General features: G+C 63.9%; 1 pseudogene. It reads right to left on the reverse strand.

Annotated features, from left to right (window positions below):
- A pseudogene (locus AYO52_RS16790) lies at positions 1–836 on the reverse strand (IS3 family transposase); the annotation flags it as partial.
- Positions 837–906 lie beyond the last annotated feature (70 nt).

Below are 906 nucleotides of genomic sequence, written 5' to 3' on the forward strand. Positions count from 1 at the left end.
CTTCAGCGCCGTCTCAACGAGCTCGGTGCGCATGTGATCGGCGATCGACCAGCCCACGACCTTCTTGGAGTAGCAGTCGATCACCGTCGCCAGGTAGACGAACCCCTGCCACGTGTGGATGTACGTAATATCTCCGACGAACTTGACGCCGGCGCGATCGGCGGTGAAGTCGCGTTCCACCAGGTCAGGCATGTCGGCTGCAGCAGCGTCGTCAGCTTCAGTGGTGACCCGAAATGGCCTCGGCTGGCAGGCCACCAGGCCTTCGGAGCGCATGATCTGACGCACCAACTCCGGTGAGCACTCGGTGCCCTCGTCGACCAGGTCGGCGTGGATCCGCCGATACCCGTACGTGCCGTCGGTGGCGGCGAAGAAGTGCCTCACCCTGGCCGTCAGCGCCTGTCTGCGGGCCGCGGTGGCCGAGGTCGGGCGCGAGAGCCAGTTGTAGAACCCAGAGGTCGACACGGCCAGCCAGGCGCACATCTTGTAGAGCGGGTTGGTCTCGGACGGGTCGTTCCTGCAGGAGTCGATGTACTCGTATCGGCTCACGGTCGCTGCTCCCGCGCGAAGTAAGCCGCTGCTTTTTTCAGGAACGCCGTCTCAGCGCGAAGCTCGGAGTTCTCCCGCTCCAGCTCCTTGAGTCGCGCCCGCTCATCGAGCGTCACCTCGGTCTCCGTGCCGCCGTGGGTCTCGCGGTACTTGTTCAACCAGTTCCGCAATGTCTCGGGGCCCACGCCGTAGGCCACCGCGACGTCCTTGATCGTCTTCGAGGTCGTGATGACCTCCTGGCACAGCTCATCCTTGAACTCCTGGCTGAACCGCCTGCGTGATGCACTCACTGCTGGGTCTCATTTCGGTAGGTCCCTCACTTTAGGAGGGTCCACCGTCCGAGATCACCGCAGCAGGCCA

This window comes from Dietzia sp. 111N12-1 (assembly GCF_001658045.1).
GTDB classification, from domain to species: domain Bacteria; phylum Actinomycetota; class Actinomycetes; order Mycobacteriales; family Mycobacteriaceae; genus Dietzia; species Dietzia kunjamensis.